21 protein-coding genes are annotated in these 26,412 nt (G+C 75.9%); 10 read left to right on the top strand and 11 right to left on the bottom strand.

The genetic code is table 11. The features are described from left to right. Positions 1-10 precede the first annotated feature (10 nt). Together IF43_RS0124865 and IF43_RS0124870 are read right to left on the bottom strand one after the other, a co-directional pair. On the bottom strand, positions 11-631 hold the full coding sequence (locus IF43_RS0124865) for an L-threonylcarbamoyladenylate synthase (protein ID WP_030204640.1): 621 nt from the start codon (positions 629-631) through the stop codon (positions 11-13). 107 nt (positions 632-738) lie between these two features. Next, on the bottom strand, positions 739-1,200 hold the full coding sequence (locus IF43_RS0124870) for a MarR family winged helix-turn-helix transcriptional regulator (protein ID WP_030204641.1): 462 nt from the start codon (positions 1,198-1,200) through the stop codon (positions 739-741). Between the two features lie 112 nt (positions 1,201-1,312). Between IF43_RS0124870 and IF43_RS0124875 the strand changes: the two genes are divergently transcribed. After that, the gene (locus tag IF43_RS0124875) at positions 1,313-2,191 is read left to right on the top strand and encodes an SDR family NAD(P)-dependent oxidoreductase (RefSeq protein WP_030204642.1); all 879 of its coding nucleotides are present in this window, start codon (positions 1,313-1,315) and stop codon (positions 2,189-2,191) included. Between the two features lie 116 nt (positions 2,192-2,307). Here the strand turns inward: IF43_RS0124875 and IF43_RS0124880 are convergent, their stop codons facing one another. Both IF43_RS0124880 and IF43_RS39820 read right to left on the bottom strand, forming a co-directional pair. Further along, entirely contained in the window at positions 2,308-3,390 is a 1,083-nt protein-coding gene (locus tag IF43_RS0124880; protein WP_078910424.1) for a glutathione S-transferase family protein, read from the bottom strand. Positions 3,391-3,469: 79 nt separating this feature from the next. Further along, complete coding sequence (locus IF43_RS39820; RefSeq protein ID WP_158939486.1) at positions 3,470-5,092, bottom strand: DEAD/DEAH box helicase; 1,623 nt, start codon at positions 5,090-5,092, stop codon at positions 3,470-3,472. A 481-nt stretch (positions 5,093-5,573) separates the two neighbouring features. Here IF43_RS39820 and IF43_RS0124895 point away from each other — a divergent pair, with 481 nt between their 5' ends. Further along, on the top strand, positions 5,574-6,950 hold the full coding sequence (locus tag IF43_RS0124895; protein WP_030204648.1) for a deoxyribodipyrimidine photo-lyase: 1,377 nt from the start codon (positions 5,574-5,576) through the stop codon (positions 6,948-6,950). A gap of 207 nt (positions 6,951-7,157) precedes the next feature. Here the strand turns inward: IF43_RS0124895 and IF43_RS0124900 are convergent, their stop codons facing one another. Next, positions 7,158-8,366 (bottom strand): MerR family transcriptional regulator, encoded by a 1,209-nt coding sequence (locus IF43_RS0124900; protein ID WP_030204651.1) that lies wholly within the window; start codon positions 8,364-8,366, stop codon positions 7,158-7,160. Between the two features lie 164 nt (positions 8,367-8,530). Between IF43_RS0124900 and IF43_RS0124905 the strand changes: the two genes are divergently transcribed. After that, positions 8,531-10,198: an AMP-binding protein gene (locus IF43_RS0124905; protein ID WP_030204652.1), complete on the top strand. Its 1,668-nt coding sequence runs from the start codon at positions 8,531-8,533 to the stop codon at positions 10,196-10,198. An 87-nt stretch (positions 10,199-10,285) separates the two neighbouring features. Here the strand turns inward: IF43_RS0124905 and IF43_RS0124910 are convergent, their stop codons facing one another. The 5 genes from IF43_RS0124910 to IF43_RS43035 all read right to left on the bottom strand — a co-directional run bounded on the left by IF43_RS0124910 (position 10,286) and on the right by IF43_RS43035 (position 16,716). Then, entirely contained in the window at positions 10,286-12,871 is a 2,586-nt protein-coding gene (locus tag IF43_RS0124910) for an ABC transporter permease (protein ID WP_030204654.1), read from the bottom strand. 50 nt (positions 12,872-12,921) lie between these two features. Next, positions 12,922-13,725, bottom strand: a complete 804-nt coding sequence (locus tag IF43_RS0124915) for an ABC transporter ATP-binding protein (protein WP_030204656.1) — start codon at positions 13,723-13,725, stop codon at positions 12,922-12,924. A 291-nt stretch (positions 13,726-14,016) separates the two neighbouring features. After that, positions 14,017-14,688: a response regulator transcription factor gene (locus tag IF43_RS0124920; protein WP_030204658.1), complete on the bottom strand. Its 672-nt coding sequence runs from the start codon at positions 14,686-14,688 to the stop codon at positions 14,017-14,019. Next, a complete protein-coding gene (locus IF43_RS0124925; RefSeq protein WP_051796050.1) occupies positions 14,685-16,364 on the bottom strand; it encodes a sensor histidine kinase in 1,680 nt (559 codons plus the stop codon). Before IF43_RS0124925 ends, IF43_RS0124920 begins: the two co-directional genes overlap by 4 nt. Positions 16,365-16,551: 187 nt before the next feature. Further along, positions 16,552-16,716, bottom strand: a complete 165-nt coding sequence (locus IF43_RS43035) for a hypothetical protein (protein WP_234332523.1) — start codon at positions 16,714-16,716, stop codon at positions 16,552-16,554. A gap of 153 nt (positions 16,717-16,869) precedes the next feature. On the opposite strand from IF43_RS43035, the gene IF43_RS0124935 reads away from it, so the two are divergent. The 3 genes from IF43_RS0124935 (at position 16,870) to IF43_RS0124945 (ending at position 20,113) form a co-directional block, all read left to right on the top strand. Then, positions 16,870-17,757 (top strand): DUF817 domain-containing protein, encoded by an 888-nt coding sequence (locus tag IF43_RS0124935; RefSeq protein WP_078910428.1) that lies wholly within the window; start codon positions 16,870-16,872, stop codon positions 17,755-17,757. Positions 17,758-17,938: 181 nt separating this feature from the next. Continuing rightward, the gene (locus tag IF43_RS36870) at positions 17,939-18,652 is read left to right on the top strand and encodes a DUF4142 domain-containing protein (RefSeq protein ID WP_078910426.1); all 714 of its coding nucleotides are present in this window, start codon (positions 17,939-17,941) and stop codon (positions 18,650-18,652) included. A gap of 9 nt (positions 18,653-18,661) precedes the next feature. Next, the gene (locus tag IF43_RS0124945; protein WP_030204667.1) at positions 18,662-20,113 is read left to right on the top strand and encodes a DUF1996 domain-containing protein; all 1,452 of its coding nucleotides are present in this window, start codon (positions 18,662-18,664) and stop codon (positions 20,111-20,113) included. 324 nt (positions 20,114-20,437) lie between these two features. Here IF43_RS0124945 and IF43_RS0124950 read toward each other — a convergent pair whose 3' ends face one another. After that, the gene (locus IF43_RS0124950) at positions 20,438-21,658 is read right to left on the bottom strand and encodes a helix-turn-helix domain-containing protein (protein ID WP_030204668.1); all 1,221 of its coding nucleotides are present in this window, start codon (positions 21,656-21,658) and stop codon (positions 20,438-20,440) included. 560 nt (positions 21,659-22,218) lie between these two features. Between IF43_RS0124950 and IF43_RS0124955 the strand changes: the two genes are divergently transcribed. From IF43_RS0124955 to IF43_RS0124970, 4 genes are all read left to right on the top strand, one after another. After that, on the top strand, positions 22,219-23,145 hold the full coding sequence (locus tag IF43_RS0124955) for a hypothetical protein (RefSeq protein ID WP_063753392.1): 927 nt from the start codon (positions 22,219-22,221) through the stop codon (positions 23,143-23,145). 5 nt (positions 23,146-23,150) lie between these two features. Then, the gene (locus tag IF43_RS0124960) at positions 23,151-24,611 is read left to right on the top strand and encodes an NADH-quinone oxidoreductase subunit NuoF family protein (protein WP_234332524.1); all 1,461 of its coding nucleotides are present in this window, start codon (positions 23,151-23,153) and stop codon (positions 24,609-24,611) included. Between the two features lie 175 nt (positions 24,612-24,786). Then, positions 24,787-25,866, top strand: a complete 1,080-nt coding sequence (locus IF43_RS0124965; protein WP_037889922.1) for an SCO0930 family lipoprotein — start codon at positions 24,787-24,789, stop codon at positions 25,864-25,866. 11 nt (positions 25,867-25,877) lie between these two features. Further along, positions 25,878-26,412: hypothetical protein (locus IF43_RS0124970; RefSeq protein WP_051796053.1), on the top strand; the 535-nt coding region annotated here is incomplete at its 3' end.

The raw sequence follows: 26,412 nt of genomic DNA on the forward strand, positions 1-26,412 counted from the left end.
CGGCGGCGGGTCACTCGAAGCGGTCCGGGTCGCCGGCGCCGCGCCGGACGATCTCGGCCGCGCCGCCGGAGAAGTCGACGACCGTCGTCGGGAGCGTGCCGCAGTCACCGGAGTCGACCACGGCGTCGAGCGAGTGGTCGAGCCGCTCCTTGATCTCCCACCCCTGGGTCATGGGCTCGTCCTCGCCCGGGAGCAGCAGCGTGCTGGAGAGCAGCGGCTCGCCGAGCTCGGCGAGCAGCGCCTGGGCCACCGCGTGCTCGGGGATGCGCACGCCGACCGTCTTCTTCTTCGGGTGCAGCAGTTGGCGCGGCACCTCGGAGGTGGCGGGGAGGATGAAGGTGTACGGGCCGGGCGTGGCCGCCTTGACCGCGCGGAAGACCGCGTTGTCGATCCGCACGAGCTGGCCCAGCTGCGCGAAGTTCTGGCACACGAGCGTGAAGTGGTGCTTGTCGCCGAGGCTGCGGATCGAGCGGATCCGTTCCAGGCCCTCGCGGTTGCCCAGCTGGCAGCCGAGCGCGAAGCAGGAGTCGGTCGGGTACGCGACGAGCGCGCCGCCGCGGATCATGTCCGCGACCCCCGTGATCGTGCGCCGCTGGGGGTTGTCCGGGTGAACGTCGAAGTACTTCGCCACGGGGCGAGCTTACGCGACCTCCGGGGGCGGAGCCGTCGCCCGTCCGGGAGCGCCGCCGGACCGACACCGACCCCGGCGCGAGCCGTTCTCCGCCCGGAGCCCGCCCGCTACGCCGACGGCTTCTTGAGTTTGGCCCAGACGCCGTTGAGCGCCTCGACGTCCGCGTCGTCCAGCCGGTCGTCGAAGACCTCGGCCAGGGCCCGGCGCCGGGTGGCGTCGGCCTCGGCGAACGCCTCGTGCCCCTGAGGGGTGAGCGCGATGCCCACCGAGCGGGCGTCGGTGGGGGAGGGCACGCGTTCGACCAGGCCGCGGGCCTGGAGCGCGTCGACCACGCGGGAGACCTGGCTGCGGCTGAGCAGCGTACGGGCGCCGAGTGAGGAGGGGGCGACGGGCTTGGGCTGCGCGCGCAGCCACAGCATGACCTCGAACCAGGAGAGCGGCAGGTCGTGGCCGCGTATCAGTGCCTGGTCCACGCGCGCGGTCAGGGTCGTACCGGCCCAGACCAGACCGTAGAAGGCGCGGTCCCGGCCGGTGAGGTCTCCCATGGTCAGGTTGTCGTCACGGCTCATGCGGGCAGCCTACCGGGCTTGCGTGCATACGCACACATCTCTATGGTGTGTGCGTGTGCACGCAAACAATGTGTGCGGCATTTGATCGCTTGTGACTGGAATGAGGCCACCGATGAGCGCGACGACCGAGACCACCCGCTCCACCGAGACCACCGACAAGATCGTCCTGATCACCGGGGCGTCCTCCGGGATCGGCCTGGCGGCGGCCGTGGCCGCGGCCGGTGCCGGCTGGACGACCGTGGCCACCATGCGCAACCTGGCCAAGGCCGACGCACTGCGCGCGGCCGCCGCCGAGGCCGGCGTCGCCGACCGGGTCCACATCAAGAAGCTGGACGTGACGGACGAGGCGGCGGCCGTGGCCTGCATCGCCGAGGTCGTCGCGGAGTACGGCCGCCTCGACGCCGTGGTCAACAACGCGGGCGCCGGCCACGTCGCCACCATCGAGCAGGGCACCCTCGAGGACGTCCGCGCCACCATGGAGGTGAACTTCTTCGGCGTCGTCGCCGTGACCCGCGCCGCCCTCCCGCACCTGCGCGCCTCCCGGGGCCGGCTGATCAGCGTCACCAGCGTCGGCGGCGTGATCGGCCAGCCCTTCAACGAGGCCTACTGCGCCGCCAAGTTCGCCGTCGAGGGCTTCATGGAGGCCCTCGCCCCGGTCGCGGCGACGGTCGGCGTCCGGGTGAGCGTGGTGGAGCCGGGCGCGGTGGCCAGCGAGTTCGTCACCAACATCGGCCTCGACGTGCCGGCGATGGTCGAGGCGGCCGGCCCGTACGGGCAGGCCCTGCACGGCTACATCGACCACGCCATGAAGTCCTTCAGCACGCCCCAGACCCCGCAGGAGGCGGCCGCCCCCGTCGTCGCGGCGCTGACGGCGGACGAGCCGGCCTTCCGCATCCAGACCTCCGACTGGGCGCGGGAGTTCGTCGGCACCAAGCTCGCCGACCTGGACGGCTCCGCGGTCGTCGGCATGACGGCGGGCTGGCTCGGCTGACGGCGACGGCGACGGCGACGGCGGTGCGGGGCGCCCGGGTCACGAGCGGGCCGCGTAGGAGCGGGCGCCACCGGGGCCGGGGAGCGGCCGCCACCGGGGCCGGGTCGGCGCCGGGGTCACCGGCGGGCCGGCGGGCCCGTCACCGCGGCGGGCACCCGGTCGGCCCCGGTGCCCGGCCCGCCGACCGGGCGGGCGCCCCACGGGGTGTGGGCCGCCGGTACGGCCTCCCCGGGGGCCACCGGTCCCGGCGGGCAGCCGTCCCCGAAGGGCCGCCCGCCCAGCGCGTCGCGGCCGTGCGGGACCAGCCAGTCCGACAGGTCCGGACCCGCGGGCACGATGCCCGTGGGGTTGATGTCGGAGTGCACCACGTAGTAGTGCCGCTTGATGTGGTCGAAGTCGACGGTGTCGCCGAAGCCCGGGGTCTGGAACAGGTCCCGCGCGTAGGCCCACAGCACCGGCATCTCGCTCAGCTTGCGCGCGTTGCACTTGAAGTGGCCGTGGTACACGGCGTCGAAGCGCACCAGCGTCATGAAGAGCCGTACGTCCGCCTCGGTGATCGTGTCGCCGACCAGGTAGCGGGACCCGGCGAGCCGGTCCGAGAGCCGGTGGAGCCGGGCGAACAGTGCGGCGTACGCCTCGGTGTACGCGGACTGCGAGCCGGCGAACCCGGCCCGGTAGACGCCGTTGTTCACGTCCTCGTACACCACCGCGTTCACCGCGTCGATCTCGGACCGCAGCGCGGGCGGGTACAGGGCGGGGGCGCCGGGCCGGTGGTGCGCGGCCCACTCCAGCGAGAGGTCGATCGTGAGCTGCGCGAAGTCGTTGGTCACGACCTCGCCGGTCGTCGTGTCCACGACCGCCGGCACCGTGATGCCCCGGTCGTAGCCCGGGTCGCGGGCGAGGTAGGCCTCCTGGAGGCGCTCGATCCCGAGCACCGGGTCCCGTCCGCCCGGATCGAGGTCGAACGTCCAGCTGCGCTCGTCGTGCACCGGCCCGGCGATCGCCATGGGCAGGGCCCGCTCCAGACCCAGGAGGCGCCGCACGGTCACCGTGCGGCTCGCCCAGGGGCAGGCGCGGCTGACCACGAGCCGGTAGCGGCCGGCCTCCACGGGGAAGCCGTCGCGCCCGTCCGCGGTGATGCGGGTGGTGAGGTAGCGGCTGTCGCGGGTGAAGCCTTCGCCCTTGTGTACGTAGCTCATGTCCCGCGGCTACCCGCAACCGGCGGGCCGACGCGGTCCATGCGGCTGGGGTGTGCGGGTCGCGCGCCCCGCCCGGAGCTCAGCGGCCCTTGCGGACCCGGGCGGCCTTCCGCGCGTCGGCCAGCTGCCGCGCCTCGGCGGACTTGCGCGACTGCCCGCCCGAGCGGCCTCCGCCGCCGCTGCCCAGGCCTCGGAAGGGCACCTTGCGGGCCCGGTCCGACTCCGCGTCGCGACCGCCCGTACCGGCCGCGGATCCCGAACCGGAGCCGGAGCCGGAGCCGGAGCCCGTGCCCGGTCCGGCGCCCCTGGCGGGTTCCCCGCCCCGGCCGCGGCCCGCCGGCCCGCCCGCCGCCCCCGGGGTGGCGTCGCCGCCGGGGCCCTTCGCGGGGCGGGCCCCCGGCGCGGCCGCGTCGGCGTCCGGCAGGCTCCGCGCGCCGGTGATCCGGGCCAGCTCGGGCTCGCCCGGACGGACCGGCGTGACCACGGCCCGGATCCCCGCCGCCGTCAGCATGCGGTTCAGGTCGCGCCGCTGGCCCGGCGTGACGAGGGTGACCACGCTGCCGCCCGCCCCGGCGCGCGCGGTGCGGCCGCCGCGGTGCACGTAGTCCTTGGGATCCGTGGGCGCGTCCACGTTGACGACGAGGTCCAGTGCCTCGACGTGCAGGCCGCGGGCCGCCACGTCGGTCGCCACCAGCACGTTCACCGCGCCCGTCCGGAACTGCTCGAGGGTGTGGGTGCGCAGCGGCTGGGACTTCCCGCTGTGCAGCGCGGCCGCCTTGACGCCGGCCGCCCGCAGCTCACGGGTGAAGCGGTCCACGCCCGCCTTCGAGGCCAGGAACATCAGCACCCGCCCCTCGCGGGCCGCGATCTGCGCGGCCACGACGTACTTCTCCGTCGCCTGGACCTGGAGGAGGTGGTGCTCCACCGTCTCGCCGCCGTCCACCGGGCCGTCGTCCGCCCCGTCGACCGCGGCCAGGACGGGGTCGACCAGGTACCGCCGCACCAGGCCGTCGACCTCGCCGTCGAGGGTGGCCGAGAACAGCATCCGCTGGCCGTCGGGGTGCACCTGGTCGAGGAGCCGCGTCACCTGGGGGCCGAAGCCCATGTCGCACATCCGGTCCGCCTCGTCCAGGACCGTGATCCGTACGGCGTCGAGGGCGCAGTCCCGGCGGTCGACCAGGTCGGCCAGTCGGCCCGGGGTGGCGATGACCACCTCGGCGCCGGCCCGCAGCTCCCTGGCCTGCTGCCCGACGGACAGGCCGCCCACCACGGTCGCCACCCGGACGCCGAGCGCCCGGGCGTGCGGTGCCAGCGCGTCGGCGACCTGCTGCGCGAGCTCCCGGGTCGGTACGAGGACCAGCGCGTGCGGCCGCCTCGCCGCCGCCGCGCGGCGCGCGGCCGTCCGGGCGAGCAGCGGGAGGCCGAAGGCAAGGGTCTTGCCCGATCCGGTCCGGGCCCGGCCGAGTACGTCGCTGCCGGCCAGCCCGGCCGGCAGCGCGGCCGCCTGGACGGGGAACGGCCGCGTCACTCCGAGGCCGGTCAGGGACTCCAGGAGCGCCGCCGGCAGCCCCAGGTCGGCGAACGACACGGGCTCCGCCCCGTCGGCCGCCTCGGCACCTGCGGCGACGCCGTCGCCGTCGACGTCGACGGGCGTGGCCTCGGTGGCGCCGGAGTCGTCGGCGGCTGACGCGTGCGCGTTCATGGGGGAACCTTCCTGCGGGTTGCGGCCGAAACGCATCGGGGCCCGTACCCCCTGGGTACGGGCCCCGATGGTCGAAGCGTGCCGCCATTTTACCAGCGCGCGGCCCGCCCCCGACCCGCGCGGTGCGCCGCCGCCGCGATGCTGACGTCGCGTCGCTCGTCCGCGACCTCCACGGCGCGTGCGCCGAGGTCGTGCGGGACCTGCCCGCAGAGCCCGGCTCGTGGACGGCCTTCGTACGGCCGGCCGGTCCGCCGACGGCGGGCGGCTGAGGGGGCCGGCCGTCCCCTCCGGATCCCGTCCCACCCGGGCCGCGTCCGGACTTCCTCCCTCACGGGTGCATCCGCCGGCGGGCCGGGCGCCGAAGACAGGGACGAAACCGCCAGTGACGCGCCCACCCGGCGCCCGAACCGTCCCGCCCGCACCCGCCGCGGCGGGCCGGGTGCCGTGCCCGGGTGGGCCCCGCCCGCCCAGGAGTGGCGCCATGAACGTCTCGCTCGTCCTCTTCACCTCGGACCTCCGCCTGCACGACCATCCGCCGCTGCGCGCCGCCCTCGACTCCGCGCAGGAGGTCGTCCCCCTGTTCGTGCGCGACCCCGCCGTCGACAAGGCGGGGTTCGCCGCCCCCAACCGGCTCGCCTTCCTCGCCGACTGCCTCGGCGACCTCGACGCGGGCCTGCACGAGCGCGGCGGCCGGCTGGTGGTGCGCAGCGGCGACACGGTGGCCGAGGTCGTCCGCGTCGTACGGGAGGCCGAGGCCGACACCGTGCACATGGCCGCGGGGTGCAGCAGCTTCGCCCGCCGGCGCGAGGAGCGGCTGCGGCGCGCCCTGGAAGCCGAGGGACGGCGGCTGTACGTCCACGACGGCGTCGTCACCGCCCTGCCGCCCGGGGCGGTGACCCCGGGCGGCTCGGACCACTTCGCCGTCTTCACGCCGTACCACCGCCGGTGGTCCGCGCAGGCCCTGCGCACCCCGCTCGCGGCGCCGCGCCGGATCGGGGTCCCCGCGCACGTGCCCTCCGAGCCGCTCCCCGACCGCTGCGCCGTCCCCGCCGTCTCCGAGGGACTGGCGGCGGGCGGCGAGCGGGAGGGCCGCAAGGCGCTGACGGCGTGGCTCTCCCGCCACGCCGACGCGTACGAGGAGCGCCACGACGACCTGGCCGGCGACGCCACCTCCCGGCTCTCCCCGTACCTGCACTTCGGCGCGCTGTCCGCGGCCGAGGTGGTGCACCGGGCCCGCGCGCGGGGCGGCCCCGGCGCCGAGGCGTTCGTACGGCAGCTGTGCTGGCGGGACTTCCACCACCAGGTGCTCGCCGCGCGCCCGGAGGCCGCCGCCGAGGACTACCGGCCGCGGCACGACCACTGGCGCCGGGGCCGGGACGCCGAGGCGGACCTGCGGGCGTGGCGGGCGGGCCGGACCGGCTATCCCGTGGTCGACGCGGCGATGCGCCAGCTCGCGCACGAGGGCTGGATGCACAACCGGGGCCGGCTGCTGGCGGCCTCGTTCCTCACCAAGACGCTGTACGTGGACTGGCGCGAGGGCGCCCGCCACTTCCTCGACCTCCTCGTGGACGGCGACGTGGCGAACAACCAGCTGAACTGGCAGTGGGTGGCGGGCACGGGCACCGACACCCGCCCGAACCGGGTCCTCAACCCCGTGCTCCAGGGCAAGCGGTACGACCCGTACGGCGCGTACGTCCGCCGCTGGGTGCCCGAACTGGCCGACGTACCGGTGCGGTTCGTGCACGAGCCGTGGAAGCTCCCCGCCCCGGACCGGGCCGCCTGCGCGGACTACCCGCGACCGGTGGTGGAACTGGGGGACGGCCTGGCCCGCTTCCGGGCGGCACGGGGCGGGGCGTGAGCGGTCGCCCCGCACCAAACGGTGCACGAACGGTGCGAGTGGCGGGGGTCGGTCCCCGCCCCGGAGGCTGAGGGGGCCGGGGCCCGACCGCCCGCGGGCCCCGGCGACGTCCCGTCCGCCGCCCCGTGCCCGCGCCGGAGCCTGGAGCCCGTCGCACGGGACGGCTCCACAGCCCCGGGAGGGACCGGCAAGCGGCAGTGCGTCGCCTCAGGGCACGGCGCCCGACGGCCCGCCGGGCGGGTAGAGGCGGCCCAGGACGTCGAGGGCCTCGCCCAGCGACGCGGGGCGGGCCATCCCCGGATCCGGTGTCCGGCCCGCCCAGCCCGGCCCGGCGAGGAGCACCGCCGGCCGGGTCCGGGCCCCGCGCACGCCGAACCCGCCGGCCGCCACGGACCGGGCCAGCGCCCGGCTCGCGGTGGAACGCGCCTGGGACCACAGCACCACGGCCGCCGGCCCCGTCCGCCGCACGGCGGCGTCCAGTGCCTCGGCCGGCACGCCGGCCCCGAACATCCGGGTCGGCAGCCCACGTTCGGCCAGGCCCGCCGCGAGTGCCTCCAGCGCCAGGGTGTGCTGCTCGGACGGCACGCAGGCCAGGAGGACCGGTGCGGCCCGGGCCGCGCGCCCGCCTCCACCGCCGTACTCGTGCCCGGCCCCGGGCCACGGACCCCGCCCGGCGGGACCGCCGCCACCGTCCTCTCCGGCCCGCGCGACCGGTCGTGGCAGGGACGCCGCCCGCCGCAGCGCGGTCGAGACGTGCCAGGACAGCAGGTGCTCGACCTCCACGTACCGATCGCCGGCGGTCTCCCACTTGCGTCCCACCGCGTGCAGCGTCGGAGCCATGACCTCCTCCCACGCGGTCACCAGGCCGTGCCGCGCCACGGCGCCGTGCAGCAGTGCGTCCAGGGCCGGCGCATCCAGCCGCACCGCCGCCCGGGCCAGACCGCGGCGCTCCTGCCGCACGTCGCGCGGGACGGCCCCGCCCGCGGCGCCGCCCGGGCCCTTGGACCCGGCGCCGGTACCCGGCGCGTCGCCCGTACGCCGGACGCCACCGGGGCCGGCCGGGTCCCCGGCACCTCCGACGTCCGCGTGCCCGGCACCTCCGACGCCCGCGTCCCCGGTACCCCCGACGCCCGCGTCCCCGGCACCGCCGAGGTCCCCGGCCCCGGTGCCGCGCGCGGACCGCCCGTCGAGGGCGGCCCGGGCCGCCTCCGCCGGCGGCACGCCGGAGGCGGTGAGCCGGCACATCTCCTCCAGCTCCGCGATGTCGCGGGGCGTCCACCTGCGGTGCCGGCCCTCCTGCCGCTCCGCGGCCGGACCGATGCCGTAGCGCCGCTCCCACGAACGCAGGGTCGTGGGCGACACGCCGAGGAGCCGTGCCACGGCCCCGGTGGTGGTCCCGTACGCGGAGTCGGCCATGCGGCGATGGTACGACGCACGAGCGATGCGACCGGGAGACGAGCGCCGAACCCCTCCCGCACCGGCTCCCCACCTGCAAGGATCATGGCGGGACCGCCCGCCCACCCCGCGCGGCGGTCGCCGCCCGCACGTGCCCGAACCCGACTCCGACAGGGAGACCCCGCGTGTCCGAGCAGCCGACCACCCCCGGGTCCACCGCACCGGTAGAGCCCAGCTACGCCTCCGGCGCCTCCACGGCGCCCTTGCTCGGTGACACGATCGGGGCGAACTTCGACCGCACCGTCGCCCGCTTCCCCGACCGCGACGCGCTCGTGGACCGGGCGGCCGGACGCCGTTGGACGTACGCGGAGCTGGCCGCCGACGTGGACGCCCTCGCCCTCGGGCTGCTGGAGCTGGGCATCGTCCGCGGCGACCGCGTCGGCATCTGGGCGCCCAACCGCGCCGAGTGGACCGTCACCCAGTACGCCACCGCCAAGATCGGCGCGATCCTCGTCACCGTCAATCCGGCCTACCGGGCGCACGAACTCGAGTACGTGCTGGGCCAGTCGGGGATGCGGATGCTGGTGGCCGCCGAGCGCTTCAAGTCCTCGCACTACGCCGCCATGATCGAGGAGGTCCGGCCCCGCTGCCCGGACCTGGAGTTCGTCACGCTGCTCGACGGCCCCGAGTGGGACAAGCTGCTCGACCAAGGCCGCACCGCCGCGGACCCGGGGCGACTGGCCCGGGCCCAGGCCGAGTTGGGCCCGGACGACGCGGTGAACATCCAGTACACCTCCGGCACCACGGGCTTTCCCAAGGGCGCCACCCTCTCCCACCACAACATCCTCAACAACGGCTATTCCGTGGGCGAGCTGCTGCACTACACCGAGCACGACCGGGTGTGCATCCCGGTGCCCTTCTACCACTGCTTCGGGATGGTCATGGGGAACCTCGCCTGCACCAGCCACGGCGCGGCCATGGTGATCCCGGCGCCGTCCTTCGAGCCGGCCGCCACCCTGGCCGCCGTCGAGGCGGAGTCGTGCACGTCGCTGTACGGGGTGCCGACGATGTTCATCGCCGAGCTGGCCGAGCCGTCGTTCGACTCCTACGACCTCTCCAGCCTCCGGACCGGGATCATGGCCGGCTCGCCCTGCCCGGTGGAGGTGATGCGCCAGGTGATCGACCGGATGGGGATGGCGGAGGTGTCGATCTGCTACGGGATGACCGAGACCTCGCCGGTCTCGACGCAGACCCGGGTGGACGACTCCGTCGAGCGCCGGGTCTCCACGGTCGGGCGGGTCGGCCCCCACCTGGAGGTGAAGGTGGTCGACCCGGGAACCGGCCGGACCGTGCCGCGCGGCGTCCCGGGCGAACTGTGCACCCGCGGCTACTCGGTGATGCTCGGCTACTGGGCGGACCCCGTGCAGACGGCCGAGGCGGTGGACGCCGGCCGCTGGATGCACACCGGCGACCTCGCCGTGATGGACGCGGACGGGTACCTGAGCATCACCGGCCGGATCAAGGACATGGTGATCCGGGGCGGCGAGAACCTCTACCCGCGGGAGATCGAGGAGTTCCTGCACGGTCACCCGGACGTCCTCGACGTCCAGGTCATCGGCGTGCCCGACGCCACGTACGGCGAGGAGCTGATGGCCTGGATCCGGATGCGCGAGGGCGCCGCCCCCCTGACCGCGGACGACGTCCGGGCCTACTGCACCGGCAGGCTCGCCCACTTCAAGATCCCGCGCTACGTGCACGTGGTCGAGGAGTTCCCGATGACCGTCACGGGCAAGGTCCGCAAGGTCGAGATGCGCGAGCGCGCGGCCGAGATCCTGGCGTCCGGGGACCGGTGACGGCCTCCGGTGCCCCGCCCCGGGCCGTACCGGGGCGGGGCACCGGGGCCGAACGGGCCGAGCGGGCCGAGCGGGTGCGGATCCGGGTCAGGAGGCGGCCACGGCCCGCAGCGGACCGAGCGCCGCGGCCCGCCGGGCGGGCAGCGCCGCGGCCGCGGCGCCGACGGCCAGGGAGAGGGCGACGACCAGGGCGAGCGTGCCCCACGGGACGGCGAACGCGTACTGCGGAACGGCCCCGTTGGCGAGTCCGCTGACCCGCCACGCCCCGAACAGACCGGCCGCCAGGCCCAGCAGCGTGCCGTAGCCGGCGACGGCCAGGGACTCCAGGCGGATCATGCGGCGGACACCGGCGCGGTCCAGGCCGATCGCGCGCAGGACCCCGATCTCCCGGGTGCGCTCGGAGACCGACATGGCCAGCGTGTTCACCATGCCGAGCGCGGAGATGACCACGCCGACGGCGAGCAGCCCGAAGACCATGGTGACCAGGTCCCCCGCGACCCCGGCCTGCTCCCGGACGAGCTGGGCCCGGTCCTGGACCTTCAGCAGGGGATTGTGGTCGACGGCGGCCCGCAGCCGCCGCGCCAGCTCCGCGGAGCCGGCTCCGGAGCCGGTGGCGGCGTCGGCGCGCACCAGGACGCGCTGGACGGACCCGCGCACGAAGCCGTACCGCTGGACGTCGCCGCGGTCGGCCAGCACGTCCCGGGCGGTCGGGTTGTCCTCGTACACGCCGACGACGGTGTAGGTCCGGTCGTGGTCGCCGTCGCCCCGGCCGGGGCCGATGCCCGCCCGGATCCGGCTGCCCGTGCCGATCCGGTTCTCGCGGGCGAATCCGGTGGACACCGCGATCCGGTCGGGGCCGATGTCCGCGGCGGAGCCGCTGGTGAAGCGGAGCCGCATGACGTCCCCCACGGTCCTCGCGTCGACCCCGGAGACCTCCCGGGCGAGGGCACCGGTGGAGAGGGTGGAGTCCGCGACGGCGGAGGCGGTCGCGACACCGGGGACGGCGGCGACCCGCCGGACGGCGGCCGCGTCGACGGCGCTGGTGGCGCTGCGGGTGCTGATGACGAAGTCGGCGCTCAGACCGGCGGCCGCCTGCGCGTCCAGGGCCCGCGCGGAGGAGTGGTCGATCACGGCCAGTCCGGAGACCAGCGCGGTACTGATCATCAGGGCGACCGCGGTGGCGGCCGTACGCCGCGGATCCCGCAGGGCGTTGTCCCGGGCGAGGCCGCCCACGATCCCCGACCGGGCGGTGAGGCGGCCGAACAGGCGGATCACCGGGCCCGCCAGCAGCGGGGCCAGCACGATCAGACCGGTCACGAGGACCCCGCACCCCAGCAGTGCGGTACGGAGGTTGTCGTCCGAGGCGTCCTTCGCGCCGCCCAACGAGACCAGCAGACCGCCGCCGAGGGCGAGCAGCGCCGTGCCGATCGCGGCCCGCAGCCGGGACGGCGCGGCGGCCGGCGGCAGTCCGGCGGAGCGCATCGCGGCGACGGGCGCGATCCGGGCCGCCCGGCGGGACGGCAGCCACGCGGCGAGGACGGTGACGCCGACGCCGACGGCGAGGGAGGCCGGCACCGGGGCCGGGCCGATCACGAGGGGGCCCCGGGGCAGCAGGTCGTCACCGGTTCCGAGGGCGTCCGGCAGCACGGTGGCGACGCCGAGCCCGAGGACGAACCCCAGGGCGGAGGCGACCAGGCCGACCAGGGCGGCCTCGGCCAGCACCGAGCGGACCACCTGGCGGCGGGCGGCGCCGACGGCGCGGAGCAGTGCGATCTCCCGGGAGCGGCGGGTGACGAGCATGCCGAACGTGTTGATGATCAGGAACGAGGCGATGAAGAGCGACACCGCGGCGAAGACCAGCGGCAGCCTGGCGTAGCTGCTCGTCCGGGCGTCGATGAACACCGACTGCTGGTTCGCCAGTGCGGTCGCGGTGACCGCCTCGGCGCGGCCGGCCGGCAGCAGCGGGCCGACCCGCGCGGCGAGATCGGCCGGGTCGGTCCCCGGGGCGGCGGACAGGTCGATCCCGGTGTACCCGCCCGGGGCGTCGAACAGCTTCCGGGCGGTGGACCCGTCGAACACCGCGAGGGTGCCGCCCGCGGTGACACGGGTGTCGTGCGTGCCGACCAGGCCGACCAGCCGCATCCGCAGGACCGGGCCGTCGCCGGCCAGCGTGACGGTGTCGCCCAGGGCGTACCCGCCGGCCGCCGCGGTGCCGCGGTCCAGGGCGACCTCGCCGGCGGAGCGCGGCGCCCGGCCGGCGGTCAGCGGGTGGCGGGGGTCGGTGCCGTCGGGGCCCGGGAGGTAGCCGGCGGCCAGCCTGCCCATGGCGTCGTCGGCGCGCAGCGGCTCGCCGTCCTTGGCGGCCAGGGTGACGGAGCCGTCGAGGACCGGACGGGCGGCGGCGACCCCGGGCACGGCGGCGAGCCGGGCCACGAGGGCGTCGTCGAGGGCCGGGCGGCGCCGGTCCGCCGGGGCGCCGGGCGGGTACGTCGGCTCGATGACGACCGCGATGCCGGCGTAGTCCTTCGCGAGGGAGGCGCGGAAGGCGGCGGTGGTGGAGTCGGCGAAGACGAGCGAGCCGGAGATGAACGCGACCCCGAGGCAGACCGCCAGGACGGTCATGGCCAGACGGGCCTTGTGCGCGAGGACGTTGCGCAGGGCTGTTCGCAGCATGGTGGGCTTTCGGAGGCTGGAGGAGTACGGGCGGACGGCGACCGGCGCGGTCAGGAGGCGCGGCCCTGGGCGTCGAAGGCAAGCATCCGGTCCAGGACGGCGCCGGAGGTCGGTTCGTACAGCTCGTCCACCAGGCGGCCGTCGGCGAGGAACACCACCCGGTCGGCGTGGGCGGCGGCCACCGGGTCGTGGGTGACCATCACGACGGTCCGGCCGAGCTCCCGCACGGAGTCGCGCAGGAAGCCGAGCACCTCGGCGCCGGCACGGGAGTCGAGGTTCCCGGTCGGCTCGTCCGCGAACACGATCTCCGGGCGGGAGAGCAGGGCCCGCGCCACGGCGACGCGCTGCTGCTGGCCGCCCGAGAGCTGGGCGGGGCGGTGGGCGAGCCGGCCCGCGAGTCCGACGGTGGCGACGACGGTGTCCAGCCAGGCGGCGTCGGGCCGACGGCCCGCCAGCCGCAGCGGCAGCGTGATGTTCTCCAGGGCGGTGAGGGTGGGCAGCAGGTTGAAGCCCTGGAACACGAACCCGACCTTCTCCCGCCGCAGTCGCGTGAGTTGACGGTCGTCGAGGGCGGACAGCTCGACGCCGCCGATCCGGGCCGAGCCGGAACTCACCGTGTCCAGGCCCGCCATGCAGTGCATCAGCGTGGACTTGCCGGAACCGGAGGGCCCCATGACGGCGGTGAACCGGCCCCGGGCGAAGTCCACCGACACCGCGTCCAGCGCGGTCACCGCGGTCTCGCCCTTCCCGTACGTCTTGGTCAGGCCGGACGCGCGGGCGGCCGGCTCCGCGAGTGGGCTGCCGGCTCCGCCGGACGGGCCGGCTGCGCGGGGGGAGGGGAAGGTCTGCGACATGGGTGCTCCGCCTGGGTTGCGAGGGCCCGCGCACGGTGCCGCGGGCCTGGGGACGCATCCATCCTCAGGGCGCTGAACTGCGGAAACATCGCCCTGGAGGCGGTAGTTGGCCTCTGCCGAAAGGGCAGTCCCGGCCCGCCGGGCTCTACCGGAGGGCAGAGGCGGGCGGCGTGCCCCGGCCCGGCAGCCGGCCCCCGGAACCGCCCCGCAGTCGGCCCCCGGAACCGCCCCGCAGCCGGTCCTGGAACCCGGCCCTGGAACCCGGCCCGGTTCCGGGGGGCCCGATCGCTGTCAGGTGGCCAGGCCGGTCCGGTGGGCCAGCAGCGCGGCCTGGAGCCTGCTCGCCGAGCCGGTCTTGTCCAGGATCGCGCCCACGTGCGTCTTCACCGTGCCGGTCCCGATGCCGAGCCGCGTGGCGATGTCCTGGTTCGACAGCCCCTCGCCCAGCATCGCCAGCACCTCCCGCTCGCGGCCGGTGAGCCGGGCGATGCGCTCGTCCGCGCCGCCGCCGCCGACCGGGTCGGCGGCGCGCAGCATGCGGGAGATCACGGCCCCGGTGACGCCGGGGGAGAGCACGGCGTCACCGGCCGCGGCCGCCCGTACGGCGCTGATCAGCTCCTGCGGGCCCTCGTCCTTCAGCAGGAAGCCCGTGGCCCCCTCGCGCAGGGCCCGCACGACGTTGTCGTCGTCGCCGAAGGTCGTCAGCATCACCACCCGCGGCGCGGGATCGAGCGCCAGCAGCGGCGCGATCGCGGCCAGGCCGTCGCAGACGGGCATGCGGACGTCGAGGAGCACCACGTCGGGGTGGTGCTCGGCGGCCAGTTCGACGGCCCGCCGGCCGTCCGGGGCCTCGGCGACGACGTCGATGCCCTCGGCGTGCCGCAGGATGAGCCGGACTCCGGTCCGGATCATGGTCTCGTCGTCGGCCAGCAGGACGCGGATCGGCCGCGCGGGCTCGGTCACGGGGTCTCCCAGGGTGCGGCGTCCCGGACCGACGGGACGGTGAAGCGGTCGATGGCGACGAGCCGCTGCGCGGCGTCGAAGCAGTAGCGGGCCACGGTCAGGCCGCCGGGGCGGGCCTCGGTGGCGCCGGCGAACGGGTAGACGCAGCCGGCCGTGCCGGCGGGCCGGGGCGGTTCGCGGCCGGTGGCCGCGGCCCGGACCGCCGCGTTGTCCAGGACGCCGGACCCCCGCACCTCGTCGTACGTCATGCCGACCCGGGGGAGCGGGGGCGGCCCGGTCTCCTGGTGCGGGGCGGTGGCGTACACGAAGGCGGCGCCGAGGGCCGTGAGCACCGACAGCGCGCACAGGCCCAGGGCGAGCGTGAGCAGGTGCGCGGTACGGCGCCGTGGCGGCCCGCCGCGGTCGGCGTCCGCACCGCCCGGGCCGTCCGCACCGCCCGGGCCCTCCGCACCGCCCGGGCCGACCGCGCCGTACGGATCAGCCGCCCCGGCGTCGCGGCGGTCGGCCGGTACGGCGGGGGCGTCGCCGGGCTCGGTCGGCAGGCGCGCGTCCACGAGGAAGCCGCCGGTCGGCAGCGGGGCGGCCGCGAAGGACCCGCCGAGCAGTTCCACCCGTTCCCGCAGGCCGGTCAGCCCGCGGCCGGTGCCCACGCCCCCGGCGGTGCCCGCGCTCCCCGCGGGGGGCGCGGCGCCGTTGCGGACGGCGACCCGTACGGTCTCGTCGTCGTGCACCACGACCACGGTGACGTGGGCGGTGCTCGCGTAGCGGTGGACGTTCGTCAGGGCCTCCCGCACCACCCGGTGCACGGCGCGCCGTACCGGCGCCGGCCGCGCGTCGAGGTCCGGGCCCGTCCAGTCCAGGCGGACCGCGATGCCGCCGTGCCGGGACCCCGCCACCAGCGCCTCGACGTCGGCCCGGGTGCCGGTGGCGGGGGTGAGCGCCTCCGAGCCGGTGTCGCGGCCGAGCGGGCCGAGCACGCCCAGGGCCTGGCGCAGCTCCCGCATCGCGTCGCGCGTGGTCCGCCGGACGAGGACGGCCTCCTCGCGCAGCTCGGGGTCCGCCCCGGCCAGGGCCAGTTCCAGCCCGCCGGCGTGCAGGGAGATCAGGCTGAGCCGGTGGCCGACCAGGTCGTGCATCTCCGCGGCGATCCGCGACCGCTCGTGGATGCGGGCCTCGCTGTCGGCCAGCCGCCGGGCCCGTTCCGCCGCGTCCCCGCGCTCGCGCAGCGCGCGCACCAGCCGCCGCTGCTGCCCGTCCGCCGTGCCGACGAGGCCCGGGACGATCACGGCGGTCGGCGTGAGGACCAGGCCCAGCGCCAGCCCGTACGCCACGGAGCCCGGCCCGAGCCAGGGCCCGGACACCGTCGCGGCCACCACGACCAGGGCGCCGGCGGCGGCCAGCAGGCGGGCGCGCCGGCCAGCCCGGACCGTACGCCGCGCCGTGCCGTACGCCGTCGCCGCGGTGACCGGACCGACGCAGAACGCCAGACCGGTGAGCACGGCCAGTACGAGCGGCACGGCCGTCGGGAACCGGCGCCGCAGCGGGAAGAGCGTGCCGCCGACGGCGAGGACCGGCAGCTGCACGTACACGTGCGGCACGAGCCCGAGGTGCCCGACCGAGGCCCACACCCCCAGCCCCGCACCCAGCACGCCGACCGTCCCGGCCAGGGAACGCACGACTCCCCGGGACGGTCCGAGCGGGGCCGGAGGGGGGAGGGGGCGAGGGAGGAGACGAGCACGATCCACGCCGACCAGTATCGGTGCCGCGATCCCGCCGGGCGTGCGCCCGCGGACCGATCCGCCCTCTGCCGAAAGGCAGGGAACGACCCCGGGTCCCTCTGCCGGAGGTCGGAGCCGCCGGCGGTCAGCCGTGGCAGGCCGGGAGGAACTCCAGGCCCTCCGGGGTGCCGTAGCGGAGGACCGCGAGGTAGGCCTTGGGGACGTCGCACCCGACGTCCATCCACTGGTAGGCGAACACGCTCCAGACGACGGCGGCGGCCGCGAGCAGCCAGCGGGTGGTCTTCGACATGGGGGGATGCTGTCCCCGTGGGCACGGAGGAGTCCGTTCCGTCCCGATCGTGGCCGAAACCCGCTCCGGGACGGCGCGGAACACGGGGCGGGCCGCGTCGGCGGGGACGGAGTGCGGCGCAACCGGGCGGGCCGGTGGGCCGTCCTGACCTGCATGGGGACGACCGGGACGGGGATCGGGGCGGCGGCCGGTGCGTGGGGGCGGCAGCTGCTGCTCTTCGGGTGGACGCAGGTGCGCTGCTGCCTCTTCGCCGCCGCGCTCTTCTGCGGCATGGCCGCTTCCACCCTCCTCCCGCCGCTGCCGGTGGCGCGGTACGACCTGCTGCTCGCGTACGGGATCCTGCTGACCGTCGGCTTCCTCGTGCTCCGCTGGGAGACCCGGGGCGAGGCCGCGGTGATCGCCCTCTGCCACCTGCTCGGGCTGCTCTTCGAGCTGGTCAAGGTCCGGGTCGGCTCGTGGAGCTATCCCGAGGACGCCCTCACCAAGGTCGCCGGGGTGCCGCTGTACGGCGGGTTCATGTACGCGGCCGTCGGCAGCTACGTCTGCCGCGCCTGGCGGCTGTTCGACCTCGGCCTGACCGGCTACCGGCCCCGCGCGACCGCCGCCGTGGCCGCGGCCCTCTACGCCAACTTCCTCACCCACCACTGGATCGCCGACCTCCGCTGGGCGCTCGGCGCGCTGCTGCTCGCGGCGACGGCCGGCACGTGGGTGACGTACCGGGTGGGGGAGCACCGGCACCGGATGCCGTTGGCCGTGGCCTTCGCGCTGATCGGGTTCTTCCTGTGGGTGGCCGAGAACATCGCCACCTACCTCGGCGCCTGGACGTACCCCTCCCAGGCGGTGGCCTGGCAGCCGGTGGCGCTGTCCAAGTGGCTCTCGTGGGGGCTGCTGATCAGCGTCACCTTCGTGCTGTCCCGACCGCGCCGCGCGGCCGGACAGCGGGCCGGACACGCGGTCGGACACCCGGGCGCGGGGCCGGGCGCGACCAGGCGCGCGACCGCGGGCCGGACGGGCGGCCGGACCGCGGGTACGGGACTGTAGCAGCCTTCCGCGGCACCGCCCGGATGTTTGTCCGATGGTGATGCACTTGCCGCGAGGCCACCACATCCGGCACTAGCGTCCCGTCGCACCCCCGGGAACGCGGGTCCGCGCACCGCCCGAGCGGTGCCGTCGTACCGCTTGACGCCCGCCCGTCTCCCGGCACTCGGAGCGAGGAGGATGCGTGCTGCCCCTGCGTCTACGGTCCCTGCCGGACGCCACCCGACACACCCTTGCCGGCGGTCTCGTCATCGGCGCGCTGGCACTGACGTTGCTGGCCCTGCTGGTCCCCGTCGACTCGTTCGGCGCCCGGCCGACCGCCGCCTCGGCGTCGGCCGCGTCGGGCGACGACGGCCTCGGCACCCTGAGCACGCCGTACGGGCCGCTCACCGCCCAGGACCGGGACTTCGTGCGCAAGGTGCGGCTGGCCGGCCTGTGGGAAGGCCCGGCCGGCCGCCAGGCCCAGCAGCGCGGCCGCCGCGCCAGCATCCGCACGGCCGGCGACCACCTCGTCATGGGCCACAGCGACCTCGACCGGCGGGACATCGAGGTGGGCCAGGCCCTCGGCCTGGACCTGCCCACCCAGCCCACCGAGCAGCAGCAGGGCTGGCTCTCCGAACTCGACCAGCTCCAGGGCGACGCCTACGAGCGGCGGTTCGTCCAGCTGGTGCGCGCCGCCCACGGCAAGGTCTTCGCCCTCGTGGCGCTGGTGCGGGCCAACACCCGCAACTCCATGGTGCGCGCCCTGGCCACCACCGCCAACGCCACGGTGCTGGACCACATGACGGTCCTTGAGGACACCGGCCTGGTCGACTTCGAGGCGCTCGTCGACCCCAGCCCCGCGCCCGGCGCACCCGCGTCCTCGGCCACCATCCCAACCGCCCCCTTGACGAAGTGAAGTGATCGAATGAGTCGACAACAGGGCCACAAGCGCACCCGGTTGTCCCGCAAGGGCCTCGCCCTCGTCGCCACCCTGGCCCTGGGCGCCGGTGCCGTCGCGGTGGTCGCCCAGCAGGCCTCCGCCGGCATCACCTCCAACGACGGGGCGAGCCGCGCCGGGAACGGCACCCAGGTCGTCACCGCCACCATCGACTGCCCCGACGTGGGCGACCGGCTGACCGCCGTACCCGACCAGGCGCGGGCCGCCGTGGACCGCAACCTCGCCGACCTGGACACCCAACTCGCCGACGCCTACCGCGACCTGGCCACCGGGCGCGCCTCGGAGCAGGCGCTCCTGGGCCGGCTGGAGCAGCAGCGTGACGGGTCCATCGACCGGGTGGCCGACGCCATCGGCGACTTCGCACGGCGCCCCGGCGAACTGCAGCAGATGAGCTCCTGCTCGATCAGCCGCACCCCCGCCGACCCCGCCGACGCCGCGGCGCCCGCGAACGGCGCCTCCGCCGCACCGGACGACGCAGGAGCGTCCACCGGCGACGCCGCCGCGCAGCAGCAGGGGACGTCGGAGCGGCGCAGCAGGGGCGGCCCGAGCCGCCGCGACTTCGTGCCGATCACCGCCGTACGGCCCAACGTGCGGCGCCCGGCCCTCCAGGCCGGCGCGTCCAACGGCTCCCTCACCGTCTTCTGCGGGCGCAACGAGAACGGCCACTTCAACCCCGACAACGTCATCGTCGCCCCCGGTGTCAGCAACGGCGCCCACCACATGCACGACTACGTCGGCAACCTCGCCACCGACGCCTTCTCCAGCAACGACACCCTCGCCGCCGCCGGCACCACCTGCAGCAACGGCGACAGGTCGACCTACTACTGGCCCGTGCTCCGGCTCCGCGACGGCCGCGCCGAGCGGGACGTGAACGCCCCCGGCGGCGGCCAGGACGCGAACGTCGGCACCATCCAGCGGCCGCGCCAGGTGACCCTGCAGTTCAAGGGCAGCCCCGTGTCCGGGGTGACCGCCATGCCCCGCTTCCTGCGCATCATCACCGGCGACGCCAAGGCGTTCACCAACGGCCCGGGCAACGCCAACGCGTCCTGGAGCTGCACGGGATTCGAGAACCGCCAGCTCAAGGACAAGTACCCCATCTGCCCGACGGGCAGCGACGTGGTGCGCACCTTCACCTTCCAGAGCTGCTGGGACGGGCGCAACATCGACAGCGCCAACCACCGCACCCACGTGGCCTTCCCCGACCGCGGCGGCCGCTGCGCCAACGGCTTCACCGCGATCCCGCAGCTGGTGCAGCGGATCGTCTACCGGGTGCCGGCGGGCTCCCGGATCGCCGTGGACAGCTTCCCGGAGCAGCTGCACAAGCCCGTCACCGACCACGGTGACTTCATCAACGTGATGTCGAACCGCCTGATGGACTTCGCGGTGCGCTGCATCAACTCCGGGCGCGCCTGCAGGTAGCCCGGGTCCGCCCCGCAACCCCGGACGGCCCGGCCGTCCGGGGTTGTCCGTGCCGGAAGCCCCGGCCGTCCGGGGTTGTCCGTGCCGGAGGCCCCGTCCGTGCCGAATGCCGTCCGTGCCGGAAGCCCCGTGCATGCCGCACCGCACCGATGCCCAGGCCGCACGAGCGGCAGCCCGCACGACCGCCGCCCGGGTGCACGGGACGGCGGCCGGCAGAGCCGCGGCACGGGCGCCGGGCCCGGCCGGCCACGACAGCACCGCGCCCTCCCCCCATGAGCGGTCGGGGGAAGGGCGCGGTGCCGTCGTGGCCGGAGCTGCTCGCTCCTACAGCCCGTTGACGCGGGCCAGTTGTACGGATCCCAGCGGACGGAACTCGGTCGTCACGGACCGCACCCGGCGGCCCACCCGCGTGTGCTGGCGCCGGACCTCGGCCATCAGGCGGCGGCTGCGCAGGGCCATCTCGAGCTCGAAGCGGGTACGGGGGTCGCGCAGGCCCGGGCCGAACAGCTTCTCCAGCTGGCGCATCCGGTAGCGCACGGTCTGCGGGTGGACGCTCAGGGCCTTGGCGGCCTCCGGGGCGCCGCCGCCCTCCAGCCAGGCCAGCAGGGTGACTTCCAGGCGCTCGCTCTGCCGCGGGGTCAGGTCGGCGAGCGGCTGCAGCCAGCGGGCGGCCAGCGCATGGGCCAGCGGCTCGTCCTGCAGCAGCAGGAGGGTCGAGAGGTGGTCGTCGACGAACACGGCGCGCGGCTCCATGCCGGCCCGGGTGGGGGAGAGGGCGAGCAGCCGCATCGCCCAGCGCAGGGAGGAAGCGGTCTCGCGGGGTGGTACGGGGTGTCCGACGGCCGCGAACCGACCGCGCAGGGCGGCCTCCACGGCGGTGCGGTCGTCGGCCTCGGGGCTCGGTACCAGCAGGCACGGCTGTCCGCCCACCAGTCCGGCGAGTCCGTCGTCCAGGGCGGCGGCGAGCTGCTGGGCCTCGCCGGGGGTGGCCAGGGCGATCGCCCGCAGCGCCGGCGGCGGGGTCCAGCCGGCGGAGTCCGCGAGCTCGGCCAACTGGATGTCGGTGAGCCCCGGGTCGCCCGTCAGCGCGTGGAAGAGCTCCTGGCGGGCCCGGTCGGGTACGACGGGCGAGTCGTGGCCGCGGGCCTCCTGCGGGCCCGGGTGGTCTGCCCGGGCGTGGTGTTCGGGGACGGCGTCGGGCGCGTCCGCGCCCCGTACCCCTCCGGCGCTCCGCGTTCCGCCCGCGCCCCGTATGCCGGCCGCTCCCACGGGAGCGTCAGCGGGGTCGGTGTCCACGGACGCGGTGTCCAGGTCCTCGTGTCGCCGCGGGGACGGGCGCTGGTAACCCAGCGCGACGAGCAGGGCCTCCTCCAGTGCGCGCCGGAGCAGTTCGTCGTCCATGTCTTCGACGCCCGCCGGAAGTGCGGGTGATCCGTGCAGCATTTCCTCCACGATCTCGCCGACCAGAGCCGGGAGTTCCCTGCGCAGCACACGGCGCCACTCGCCGCGCGGGCGGGACCAGATGCGGTTGAGAAGTTCGCACATCGCTACCTCGTTCATGCCGGGTGAGGCCTGCCCGAGCGGAAAAGCGGCAGGCCCGTCGAGGTGGGCTCCCTCGCCGAACCGGTCATGTCCGGCGGGGAAGTTGAGGCCTCATCACTCCCTCCCAGAGGTAGCCCACCACTGGCTGTCCCGCGGCTGCGCAGCGTCGCGCCGCCGAGGAACGGAGCGGGCGGCAACCCCGGGGATCACCCGTCCCTGCCGCACCACTGGAACGGAATCCTCCGTGGTTACACGATGTCATGGCGACACGCCCGCCAGAAGTTGTCACGTTTAGATAAATCCTGTGGGCGCGTTGCCAAGCTCCACGATGCTTCTGCCACTCCGACGGCCGAGCTGCCGGACTTGCCGGCACCGCCGCGCAGTACCGACCACTATCCCCCCGTGGTGCCGAGCGTGAGGTGGAGCCTCGGTACGCGGGGCGCACGGGAGACCCGATGCCGCTGTCCCACACGCACCCGCCGCGAACTCACCGCGCCAGCCGTCGAAGGCGGCACGCCGGAGCCGCCCGCACCGCAGGCCGGCGGGCCGTCCGGCGCCCGCCGTTGTCCCTCGCCCCGGCGGCGGGGCGCACGCCGCGCGCCCCGCGGTACGCGGCCGGCGCCGCGCTCGTCCTCGTCCTGGTCGTGGCGGCCCGGGCCGGGGCGCTCACCCGTATATGGGAGTTCCTCGACTTCGGGGCGGGGGTGCTCTCCCTCGTCTCGCTCTCCGCCGCGGTGCTGTGGGGGTTGGCGGCCACCGACCGGACCGTCCTGGACTCCGGCCACCGGCTCCTCGCACAGGGGGTGCACCGCGCCCTCGCGGTGTCCGGCCTGGGCTTCCTCGGCCTGCACATCTGGGCCAAGATCGCGGGCGGCACCACGGTGGCCGCCTCCGCGGTCGTGCCCTTCGCCGACCGCGACCGTCCGCTGGTCATCGGCCTGGGCACCCTGGCCGGCTACCTCTTCGTGTCCGTGGCCGCCTCCGGCGCGCTGCGCAGCGCCTTCGCCACCCGCAGCCGCTCGGTGTGGTGGCGCGTGCTGCACATGGGCGCGTACCCGGCCTGGGGCGCGGCCCTGGTGCACGGGCTGCGGGCCGGCCGCGCCGCCGCCGACTGGGTGACCACGTCGTACATGCTCTGCCTGGCCGCGGCCGCGTTCCTCGTGGCGCTGCGGGTCCGGAACCGGCTGCGCGGCGCCGCCGGCACGGCCCGACCCCCCGCCGGCACGCCGGAGCCCGCCGCCGCGCCGACCCGGGCCGACCCGCCGGCCGCGGCGCCGGACGCGCGACCGCCGCTGATCGGCGTGGCGCCCGGACCCGCCGTCCCCATGATCCCCCTGGCGGACTCCCGGCCCGCCGCCGGGGACGCGCGGGCGGACCTCATCGAGACCCAGCCCATCCCCGTCCAGCCGAACCTGATCCCACCCCAGCCCGGCCCCGACCGGGCCTTCCCGGGGCCCGCGCCCCGCCTCGTCCCCGGTCCGGGACGGTGACCGCGGTGTACGAACCCCGGCCCGCCCTCGGCTCCGTGGGGCCACCCCGCCTGCTCGCCGGACTCGACCGCACCGGCCGGCTGGACCGGGTCGGACACCTGACCCTGCACGGCTCCCCGCCCCGGTTCCGCCCCGACGAACTCGCCGACCTGGCCGAGAACGTCGACCTGCGCGGCCGGGGCGGCGCCGGTTTCCCGTTCGCCCGCAAGGTGCAGGCCGTGACCCGCTCGACGGCCTCCCGCGAGGGCCGGTGCAACGTCGTGGTCAACGGCAGCGAAGGCGAACCCGCCTGCCTCAAGGACACCGCCCTCTGGCTCCACGTACCCCATCTGGTCTTGGACGGCGCCCAGTTGGCCGCCGAGTCGCTGGGCGCGGAGGAGGTGGTGGTCGGGGTCACCCGGTCGGACGTCCACGAGTCCGCGAGCGCCGCCATCGCCGAACGGGGGCCCACGGCCGTCCGGTTGCGGGTGGTGCGGCTCCCGGAGCGGTTCGTCACCGGCGAGGGCACCGCGCTCGTGGCCGGGATCAGCGGCGCCGCCGCGGTGCCCGCCGGCCGTCGCGTCCGCACCAGCGACCGGGGCCTGGGCGGCCTGCCCACCCTGCTGTCGAACACCGAGACCTTCGCCCAGCTCGCGGTCGCCGCCCGGCTCGGCGCCCTCGCCTACCGGGCCGCCGGCCTGCCCGACGAACCCGGCACCCTGCTCCTCACCATCGCAGGCCGGGTCGTCGTCGAGACCCCGACCGGCGTCCCGCTGCCGTACGTCCTGCGGCAGAGCGGCATGGACGCGGGCCAGGGGGTCCTCGTGGGGGGCTACCACGGCAGATGGCTGACCCCGCGCGACGCCAACGCCGCCCTGGTCTCCCGGCAGTCGCTGTCGGCGTACGACGCCGTGCTCGGGGCCGGCGCGGTGCTGCCGCTGCCCGAGGACACCTGCCCCGCGGGGGAGGTGGCGCGCGTGACCCGCTGGATGGCCGGCGAGTCGGCCGGGCAGTGCGGCCCCTGCGCCAACGGCCTGCCGGCCCTGGCGAAACGGCTGGAGGACGCCCTCGTCGGCGACCGGCGCGCCTTCGGGGACCTGGAGGCGCGGATGCGGGCGGTCCGGCGCAGGGGCGCGTGCAGCCACCCCGACGGTACGGCCGCGTTCGTGGCCTCCGCGCTCGCCGTGTTCGCCGACGAGTTCCACGACCACGCCCACGGGCGCGGTTGCGGCCGCGCCGTGCTCGGGGCCCTCCCGCTGCCCCCGGACGCCGCGCCACCGGAGCCGGACGGCCGCCAGCAGCTCGTCGTCGACTGGACGCTCTGCAAGGGCCACGGACTGTGCGCCGACGTCCTCCCCGACGTCGTCAGCCTCGACCCCGACGGCTTCCCGGCCCAGGCCTCGATGCCGGTCCCCCCGCGCCAGCGGGCCCGCGCGCTGCGCGCCGTACGCCGCTGCCCGGCGCTCGCCCTGCGCATGCAGGAATGACGCGGGAAACGACTGCCGGAGCAGGCGAGTTCAATGTTGGCGGGATCTGATAAATTCCGCCGCGATTCTCGCAACCGGCCCCGGAACTCCCGTATGAATTTCCCCAGCAGTAAAGGACGTCCGCCGGGCGGAGACGCTCGAGGCCAGAGACGTTCGCAATACGGAGGAGAAGACGATGGACGACGACAAGCGCCGCGGAATCATCGCCGGAACGGCAGTGGCCGTGCTCCTGCTCACCGCAGGCTGCGGAGCCGGCGGAGACCGCGCGGCCCCGGTCGGCAATTCCGTCCAGCAGCAGGGCGGCGTCGGCGCGGCGAAGGACGCGGCGGCCGGTTCGGGATACGGCTCCGGATCCGGATACGGATCGGCCGACGGGTACGGGTCCGGCTCCGACGGGTCGGACACCGGCTCCGGATACGGCGACTCGGGCGCCGCCGGGAAGGGCGAGCCGGCCGGCAAGCTCGCCGCCCGGGAGATCTCGGGCGTGGGCACCGTGGTCACGGACGGCTCCGGCGCCACCCTCTACCGCTTCGACAAGGACAGCGCCGCCCCGCCCCGGTCCGCCTGCGACGGCGACTGCGCCGAGGCGTGGCCGCCCGTCCCCGCGGGTGACGCCACCGCCGCGGCCGGTGTGGACGCCACCCTCCTCGGCGAGGTGCTCCGCTCCGACGGCACCCGCCAGCTCACCCTCGGCGGCTGGCCCGTGTACCGCTACGCCAAGGACACCAAACCCGGCGAGGCGAAGGGGGAGGGCGTCGGCGGCACATGGCACGCGCTCGCACCCGACGGCAAGAAGGCCAAGGACGCCGGATCGGCGGGCAGCAGCGGCGGCAGCGGGAGCGGGAGCGGGAACGGCACGGGAATGGAGGACATGAAGATGGACTCCAAGAGCGGCGCCGAACTCTCGGTGTTCCGCGACCCGCGCTTCGGAAATCTCGTGGCCGAGGCCTCCGGAATGACCCTCTACCGATTCGACAAGGACAGCGCCTGGCCCATGAAAATCGGCTGCGTCGGCGCCTGCGTGAATACGTGGAAGCCGGCGAAGCCGGTGGACGCGGAAAAGGTCTCCGGAATAGCCAGGAAACTCATCGGATCGGTGAAGCGGCCCGACGGGACCATGCAGCTCACCATCAACTGCTGGCCCGTCTACTGGTTCACCGGGGACAAGAAGCCGGGCGACACCAACGGCCACGGCAAGCAGGGCCTGTGGTTCGCCATCACCGACACCGGCAAGAAGGCCCCCGCGGCCGGATAGGAGACACGGCCGTGGCCCCCTCCCGCGGAACCGGCCGCGCCGCGGTCGCCGTGCTCGCCACCGCGCTGCTCCTCCCCGGCTGCGCCGCCGGCGGGCCGGCCCGGACGACGGCCCGGGAGCCGGTCCGGGAGCCGGCCGCGACGGCCGCCCGGCAGACGGCCCGCCCGCCCGGCCTCCAGCCCCTGGCCACCGCCCTCGGCTGCACTCCCACCGTCAGCGTCGACGCCGACGAACTGCGCCAGGGCGAGTGCCGGACCGCCCGCGGCGCCTACCGGCTCGTCACCTTCGCCACCGGCAACGGCCTGCGCGCCTGGCTGACCGAGGCCCGTGCGTACGGCGGTACGTACCTGGTCGGCGACCGCTGGGTGGTCACCGCCCGGCCGGAAGCCGCCCTGACACCCCTCAAGGCCCGCGTCGGGGGCCGCCTCGACGCCGCCCCCGCCCACGACCACCCCTCGGACCCGTCCCCCGACCACGCCGACCACATGGGCGGGATGAACCACCCCGCCCATGTGGTCGGCGTGGTCGGGGGACGGGTCCGAGGGG

The sequence above is a fragment of the Streptomyces sp. NRRL S-87 genome, from assembly GCF_000719335.1.
In the GTDB taxonomy this organism is placed as follows: Bacteria; Actinomycetota; Actinomycetes; order Streptomycetales; family Streptomycetaceae; genus Streptomyces.

Bases quoted from the DNA above. Each gene is read 5' to 3' on its own strand.
- IF43_RS0124910 (WP_030204654.1), bottom strand. From the start codon at position 12,871: ATGCTGCGAACAGCCCTGCGCAACGTCCTCGCGCACAAGGCCCGTCTG.
- IF43_RS0124950 (WP_030204668.1), bottom strand. From the start codon at position 21,658: ATGTGCGAACTTCTCAACCGCATCTGGTCCCGCCCGCGCGGCGAGTGG.
- IF43_RS0124870 (WP_030204641.1), bottom strand. From the start codon at position 1,200: ATGAGCCGTGACGACAACCTGACCATGGGAGACCTCACCGGCCGGGAC.
- IF43_RS43035 (WP_234332523.1), bottom strand. From the start codon at position 16,716: ATGTCGAAGACCACCCGCTGGCTGCTCGCGGCCGCCGCCGTCGTCTGG.
- IF43_RS39820 (WP_158939486.1), bottom strand. From the start codon at position 5,092: ATGAACGCGCACGCGTCAGCCGCCGACGACTCCGGCGCCACCGAGGCC.
- IF43_RS0124915 (WP_030204656.1), bottom strand. From the start codon at position 13,725: ATGTCGCAGACCTTCCCCTCCCCCCGCGCAGCCGGCCCGTCCGGCGGA.
- IF43_RS0124895 (WP_030204648.1), top strand. From the start codon at position 5,574: ATGAACGTCTCGCTCGTCCTCTTCACCTCGGACCTCCGCCTGCACGAC.
- IF43_RS0124880 (WP_078910424.1), bottom strand. From the start codon at position 3,390: ATGAGCTACGTACACAAGGGCGAAGGCTTCACCCGCGACAGCCGCTAC.
- IF43_RS0124945 (WP_030204667.1), top strand. From the start codon at position 18,662: ATGAGTCGACAACAGGGCCACAAGCGCACCCGGTTGTCCCGCAAGGGC.
- IF43_RS0124900 (WP_030204651.1), bottom strand. From the start codon at position 8,366: ATGGCCGACTCCGCGTACGGGACCACCACCGGGGCCGTGGCACGGCTC.
- IF43_RS0124935 (WP_078910428.1), top strand. From the start codon at position 16,870: ATGGGGACGACCGGGACGGGGATCGGGGCGGCGGCCGGTGCGTGGGGG.
- IF43_RS0124965 (WP_037889922.1), top strand. From the start codon at position 24,787: ATGGACGACGACAAGCGCCGCGGAATCATCGCCGGAACGGCAGTGGCC.
- IF43_RS0124875 (WP_030204642.1), top strand. From the start codon at position 1,313: ATGAGCGCGACGACCGAGACCACCCGCTCCACCGAGACCACCGACAAG.